This is a genomic window from Desulfoluna butyratoxydans, assembly GCF_900699765.1.
Lineage (GTDB): Bacteria > Desulfobacterota > Desulfobacteria > Desulfobacterales > Desulfolunaceae > Desulfoluna > Desulfoluna butyratoxydans.
On sequence record NZ_CAADHO010000033.1, the window covers coordinates 1 to 625 of the forward strand.

Here is a 625-nt window from a genome sequence, read left to right on the forward strand (position 1 = left end):
TTTCGGTGGTGATTGCGACAAGGTCACACCCGTTCCCATCCCGAACACGGAAGTTAAGCTTGTCTGCGCCGATGGTACTGCACGGGCAGCTGTGTGGGAGAGTAGGTCGCCGCCGGAATCTTTTTTATATCCCGGCCCAACGCTTTTCGAAACGAAAAATGTTGGGCCGGGGTTTTTTTGAGCGCCTCTCAAGTGGTTTAAAAGGAAATTAAGCTACTTGAAAGTTGCTCGAAATAAGGCTTGAAACGGTTTTCTAAAAAAACCGAAAAGAGCCTTGACAACAAAGGCGATTGGAGATAGATTCGCCAAGTTGTTTTCAAGCAGCTCAGATCACTTGATCTTTGAAAATCAGTAAGCAGCGAAACATATAAGACTTTAGCGAGTCTTTCGTCAAAATCAAACCCTTTTGGGTCATTTTGTTAGATGATTTAATTGGAGAGTTTGATCCTGGCTCAGAATGAACGCTGGCGGCGTGCTTAACACATGCAAGTCGAACGAGAAAGTTCTTTTCGGAGAACGAGTACAGTGGCGCACGGGTGAGTAACGCGTGAATAATCTACCCCTGAATTTGGGATAACAGTTCGAAAGGGCTGCTAATACCGGATGACATAATCCTTACCACGGT

2 rRNA genes are annotated in these 625 nt (G+C 45.6%); both read left to right on the forward strand.

The annotated features are described in order from the left end of the window. The first annotated feature begins 1 nt into the window (after nt 1). A 5S ribosomal RNA gene (gene rrf, locus MSL71_RS26335) occupies nt 2–118 on the forward strand. A 311-nt stretch (nt 119–429) separates the two neighbouring features. Continuing rightward, a 16S ribosomal RNA gene (locus MSL71_RS26340) occupies nt 430–625 on the forward strand; the annotation flags it as partial.